The 5,995-nt window shown below is 50.6% G+C and carries 5 protein-coding genes; all 5 read left to right on the top strand.

Features of this window, described 5'->3' with window-relative positions; translation table 11 throughout:
• Nucleotides 1-1,181, top strand: a 1,181-nt coding sequence (locus OB13_RS06895) for a hypothetical protein (RefSeq protein WP_461489420.1), incomplete at its 5' end; no start/stop codon positions are given.
• A 27-nt stretch (nt 1,182-1,208) separates the two neighbouring features.
• Entirely contained in the window at nt 1,209-2,228 is a 1,020-nt protein-coding gene (locus tag OB13_RS06890; protein ID WP_461489419.1) for a metal-dependent hydrolase, read from the top strand.
• Between the two features lie 96 nt (nt 2,229-2,324).
• Nucleotides 2,325-3,119 carry an SDR family oxidoreductase gene (locus OB13_RS06885; RefSeq protein WP_461489418.1) on the top strand — a complete coding sequence of 265 codons (795 nt, stop codon included), beginning with the start codon at nt 2,325-2,327 and terminating at the stop codon, nt 3,117-3,119.
• 147 nt (nt 3,120-3,266) lie between these two features.
• Nucleotides 3,267-3,512, top strand: a complete 246-nt coding sequence (locus tag OB13_RS06880; RefSeq protein WP_461489417.1) for a hypothetical protein — start codon at nt 3,267-3,269, stop codon at nt 3,510-3,512.
• A gap of 59 nt (nt 3,513-3,571) precedes the next feature.
• Nucleotides 3,572-5,995 (top strand): DNA gyrase subunit A (gyrA, locus tag OB13_RS06875; protein ID WP_461489416.1); only part of this gene is annotated, 2,424 nt, incomplete at its 3' end.

Here is a 5,995-nt window from a genome sequence, read left to right as displayed (position 1 = left end):
GTAACAGCACAGCAATGCAACTGATAGAAGTTTCCACACCCGAGCTGGCAGAAGAGTTTCTGCAAGTACAGATCAGGTTGTACAAGAAAGACCCCAACTACATCCGGCCGCTGGACAAGGATATCCACCAGGTATTCGATCCGAAAAAAAACAAGTTGCTGCGCGATGGTGAAGCCATCCGCTGGATCGTGCGTGATAAAAGCGGAACAGCTGTAGGAAGGGTGGCGGCTTTTATCAACAACAAAACGGCCAAAACCTTTGAGCAGCCGACCGGAGGCATGGGATTCTTTGACTGCATCAACGATCAGCAAGCAGCCAATTTGCTTTTTGAGGCCTGTCGGACCTGGCTCCAGGAACGGGGTATGGAAGCCATGGACGGGCCCATCAATTTCGGGGAACGGGATAAGTGGTGGGGACTTATGGTGGATGGATTCCTGCCGCCAACCTACTGCATGAACTACAATTATCCATACTACCAGCAATTGTTCGAGCAGTATGGTTTTCAGCTGTACTTCAATCAATACGTCTACTACCGCACGGTAGAAGCACCGCTGTCACCTGAATATTATGAGAAGTCACAGCGTATTCTACATGATCCGGAGTATCGTTTCCAGCACCTCGACAAGAACAACCTGGATAAGTATGCCGAAGACTTCCGCGTAATTTATAACAAAGGTTGGGTAAAGCATGAAGGCGTAAAAGCAATGGGAGAAGCGCAGGCGAAATCCATTATGAAATCCCTCAAGCCCGTGCTGGATGAGCGCATCATCTGGTTTGCATATTACAAAGGGGAACCTGCCGGATTTTTCATCGCCATACCTGAGCTGAACCAATTGTTTAAGTACACCAATGGCAAACTGGACCTTTGGGGCAAACTAAAGTTTATTTTCCATCGCTGGCGTGGTGCCTGCAAGACCATGTATGGCATCGTCTTTGGCATCATACCCGAATGCCAGGGCAAGGGCGTGGAAGCTGCACTGGTGGTCTCAGCCTCCAAACTGGTACAAGGCAACCCGAGCATACCTTACCAGGACCTGCAAATGAACTGGATCGGGGACTTCAACCCGAAAATGATGAAGGTGGTAGAACAGGTGGGAAGTACTGTCCTGAAGACGTATGTTACCTACCGCTTTCTTTTTGACAGAACAAAAGAGTTTAAGCGTGCACCAATCATCCGGTAAGTTGTGCGGAAGGTATAGATTAACGGCATGGATTCTCTGACACAAATAGTTTTAGGCGCTGCTGTAGGAGAGGCTGTTGCCGGCAAAAGGCTGGGCAACAAAGCCTTGCTCTGGGGCGCCATTGCCGGCACCATACCTGACCTGGACGTCCTGGCGAACCCCTGGCTGGACGCGGTAGAGCAACTGAGTTTTCACCGCTCCATTACGCATTCTTTCTTTTTCGCCGTTCTCATTTCGCCGCTGCTGGGCTGGCTCTTGCGGCGCCTCTACCGGAACGAAGAGGCAACTTTCCGCGACTGGACGCTGCTCTTCTTCCTGGGCTTCACCACCCACGCCATCCTCGACAGTTTTACTACCTGGGGTACGCAACTGTTCTGGCCCTTTAGCAATTACGGGGTGGCCTTCTACAACATCTTCGTTGTAGACCCGCTCTACACGGTTCCATTCCTGTGTTTTGTGGTGGCAGCAGCTTTCTATAACAGGAAGAGCAGCAAGCGGCGCATGCTCAATTATACCGGGCTGGCTATCAGCACGGCGTATATTCTCTTTTCCTTCGTTGCCAAAGCTTACGCCAACGATGCCTTTGAAGAGAGCCTGCAGCACCAGCACATCGGCTATACCTCCTATATCAGCAAACCAACCCCGCTCAACACCCTGTTCTGGGCGGTCACGGCCGAAAGTGAAAACGGATTCTACACCGGCTTTTATTCCCTGCTGGATAAGGACAAGCAGATCAGGTACAATTTTGAGCCGCGCCAGGAGCATTTACTGGAGGGGTACCGCGGCCATCCGAAACTGGAACGGCTGTTGAAGATCACCAAGGGTTATTATGTGATAGAAAAAGCCGGCAAAGGCATCTACATAAAAGACCTCCGCTTCGGACAGTTTGATGGCTGGCAAAAAGGAAAGGGGCAGTACGTATTTGTGTACCACGTCTGGCGGAACGATAGAGGAGAACTGGAGTTCAAAGAGATCAATAACCGGCCCCAAATTGACAACAACTACCTGAAGGCATACTTGAACCGGATCATGGGAAACAAGCAATAACAAAAGCTTACTGCACCGGGTACTTTTTAGAGTCAGCAGATAGCGGTATAGGTGTCTGAATCTTACATTCGTTAAACGAACAGCAATCAGCCTATAATGGGAAATAAAGTGAACAAAGAAACGACACAGAACAGGTGGCTGCTCACAGGTAAGAAAGCAGTCATAACCGGTGGATCCAAAGGGATTGGAGCTGCTGTAGTGGAAGAATTCATTGCTTTGGGTGCCGAAGTACTGGCCGTAGCCCGAAAAGAAGCAGACCTGCAAAGCTTACAGAAGCAGTTCCCGGAAAGGCTGCAGGTGCTCGCTGCCGACGTGAGCACATCGGAAGGGCGTACAGTGCTTGTAGAGAAAATTGAAGCTACCTGGGGAGCGCTGGACATACTGGTGAACAATGTCGGCACCAACATTCGCAAGCCTGCCACAGCCTATACCGCAGAAGAATTCGACTTTGTGATGAACACCAACCTGCGCTCGGCATTTGAACTGAGCCGCCGGTTACACCCGCTGTTGCAGCAATCGGAGCAGGGCAATGTCATCAATGTAACATCGGTTGCAGGGCTGACGCATGTGCGCACAGGCGCCATCTACGGCATGACCAAAGCGGCACTGGTGCAACTGACCAGAAACCTGGCTGCGGAATGGGCGCAGGATGGCATCCGGGTGAATGCCGTGGCTCCCTGGTACATCAGTACACCGCTGGCTCAGACGGTGCTGCAAAACGAAACCTACTACAACGAAGTTATCAGCAGAACACCCATGAAAGTGGTCGGCAAACCGGAAGATGTAGCCAGTGCCATTGCGTACTTCTGCATGCCGGCAGCCGCTTATATCACCGGCCAGACCCTTGCCGTGGACGGAGGTTTTACCATCAATGGATTTCACCCTGCCTGAACCTGAAAAAAGCAGCCTAAAACGCCTTTTAAACAGGTAAACTATACCTGATAAAGCTGGTTTGTTAATGCAATTTTCCCTACTTTTGTAAGAGAAGGCTGCAGGAGCGCACCTCATATTTTTTGCGCTCTTCCTAACTCAAAATGCATGGCAACGAACCGACTGCTTTTATTCCTCAGCACTGCTCTGCTGTTTCTGTTTTTCACTTCCTGCAAACCTCTTTGTCCCATCAGCGCCTGCCAGGTACGCATGGTGCACAGTCACGGCAGCGAAGAACAATTCAGGGGCATGCCGTTTTACAAAAAACAAAATCCCAAGATAGGAGAGAGCCTGCCCAAACAAAAAGGGGAGACGGTGAAAAGGGACAACGACAAAAGCAAACGCAAGAATTAGTATCAAGGCGATTTGCCTTAATTGTATAACAACCATAAATTATTTTTTAAACCTTAATCATGAACGAAGGCGAACGAATAATACCGATCAACATTGAAGACGAGATGCGGGGTGCATACATCGATTACTCAATGTCTGTTATCATTTCCAGAGCCTTACCCGATGTAAGAGACGGCCTGAAGCCAGTACACCGACGTGTACTGTACGGTATGTCTGAACTGGGGGTATCTTATAACAAAGCCTATAAAAAATCTGCCAGGATCGTAGGAGAGGTACTGGGTAAGTACCACCCGCACGGTGACTCTTCTGTTTACGAAACGATGGTACGTATGGCCCAGCCCTGGTCGCTGCGCTACATGCTGGTAGACGGCCAGGGTAACTTTGGTTCGATCGATGGTGACTCACCGGCCGCTATGCGTTATACTGAGGCCCGCCTGAAGCGTATCTCCGACGAACTGCTGGCTGACCTGGAAAAGAACACAGTCGATTTTATACCCAACTTTGACGACTCCCTGAAGGAGCCCTCTGTCATGCCTGCCAAATTCCCGAACCTGCTGGTAAATGGCACGTCAGGTATAGCAGTAGGTATGGCAACCAACATGGCCCCACACAACCTGTCTGAGGTTATTGACGGCGTAATGGCCTTCATCGACAATAAAGATATTACCATTGCCGAACTGATGCAATTCATTACGGCCCCGGACTTCCCGACGGGTGGTATCATCTATGGCTACGATGGCGTGAAGTCAGCTTTCGAAACCGGGCGCGGCCGTGTGCTGATGCGCGGACGGGCTATTTTCGAAACAACGTCAACCGGCAAAGAGCAGATCATCGTGACGGAAATCCCGTACATGGTCAACAAATCTTCCCTTATCGAGAAGACGGCCGCTCTCATCAACGAAAAGAAAATCGAAGGTATATCGGACTTACGGGATGAGTCTGACCGCGATGGTCTGCGCATTGTGTATGACCTGAAGCGCGATGCGATGCCGAGCGTAGTGCTCAACAACCTCTACAAGTATACCCAGTTGCAGTCCTCTTTCGGTGTCAACAACGTGGCCCTTGTAAAAGGCCGCCCGATGACGCTCAACCTCAAAGAGCTGATCCATTACTTTGTGGAGCACAGACATGAGGTGGTGATCCGCCGTACGCAGTACGAACTGGAAGAAGCCAGAAAGCGGGCCCACATACTGGAAGGTTTGCTCATCGCGCTCGATAACCTCGATGAAGTGATCAGCCTGATCCGTTCTTCCCGCGATCCGGAAATAGCCCGCAATGGTTTGATGGAGCGATTCAGTTTATCTGAAATACAGGCCCGTGCGATCCTGGATATGCGCCTGCAGCGCCTGACCGGTCTGGAGCGCGACAAGATCCAGGCGGAATACCAGGAGATCATGAAACTGATCGATTACCTGACTTCTGTACTGAACGATGAAGCCCTGCGCATGCAGATCATCAAGGACGAGTTGGCAGAGATCAAAGAGCGTTACGGAGACGAGCGCCGCACTGGCATTGAAGCATCGACAGGGGATATCTCCTACGAAGACATGATTCCGGAAGAAAACATGGTGATCACGATTTCGCATGAAGGCTATATCAAGCGTACCTCTCTGAGCGAATACCGCAGCCAGAGCCGCGGCGGCATCGGATCAAGAGGTGTGGCTGCTTCCAAAGAAAGTGACTTCACGGAACACGTATTCATCGCCAGCACGCACCACCATATGCTGTTCTTTACAGAGTTCGGTCGCGTGTTCTGGATGAAAGTATACGAGATCCCGGAAGGAGGGAAGACTACCAAAGGCCGTGCGATCCAGAACCTGATCAATATCGAGAAGGAGGACAAGGTACGGGCTGTCATCAATGTGCGTGACCTGAAAAACCAGGATTTTGTGCTGAATCACAACCTGGTATTCTGTACCGAAAAAGGCACGATCAAAAAGACGGTGCTTGAAGCTTATTCCCGTCCGCGTACGAATGGTATCAACGCCATTACGATCAACGACGGCGACAGATTGCTGGACGTGCAGCTGACAACCGGCAACAGCGAAATCGTAATTGCCCTGGGATCAGGCAGAGCCATCCGCTTCAACGAAACCCAGGTACGACCAATGGGCCGAAATGCCGCCGGGGTGCGGGGCGTAACGCTTGCAGGTCCGGAGGATAAAGTAGTTGGTATGGTTTGTGTTGAGAATGAAAAAACCGAACTGCTTGTTGTTTCAGAAAATGGTTTCGGAAAGCGCTCTTTGTTAGACGAATACCGTATAACGAACCGCGGTGGCAAAGGTGTGAAAACGCTGAACGTTACTGAGAAAACCGGTTCACTTGTTGCTATCAAGGGTGTGGTAGATACCGATGATCTGATGATCATCAACCGTTCAGGCATTACCATCAGGCTTCGTGTCGCAGATATCCGCGTCATCGGACGTGCGACACAAGGTGTTCGCCTGATCAAAATAAATGAAGGTGATCAGATCTCCTCAGTG

Source organism: Pontibacter sp. HJ8, from assembly GCF_054824225.1.
The sequence above is the reverse complement of the archived record's forward strand: the minus strand, read 5'-3'. Positions and strand labels throughout refer to the sequence as shown.

Bases quoted from the DNA above. Each gene is read 5' to 3' on its own strand.
- OB13_RS06885 (WP_461489418.1), top strand. From the start codon at position 2,325: ATGGGAAATAAAGTGAACAAAGAAACGACACAGAACAGGTGGCTGCTC.
- OB13_RS06890 (WP_461489419.1), top strand. From the start codon at position 1,209: ATGGATTCTCTGACACAAATAGTTTTAGGCGCTGCTGTAGGAGAGGCT.
- OB13_RS06880 (WP_461489417.1), top strand. From the start codon at position 3,267: ATGGCAACGAACCGACTGCTTTTATTCCTCAGCACTGCTCTGCTGTTT.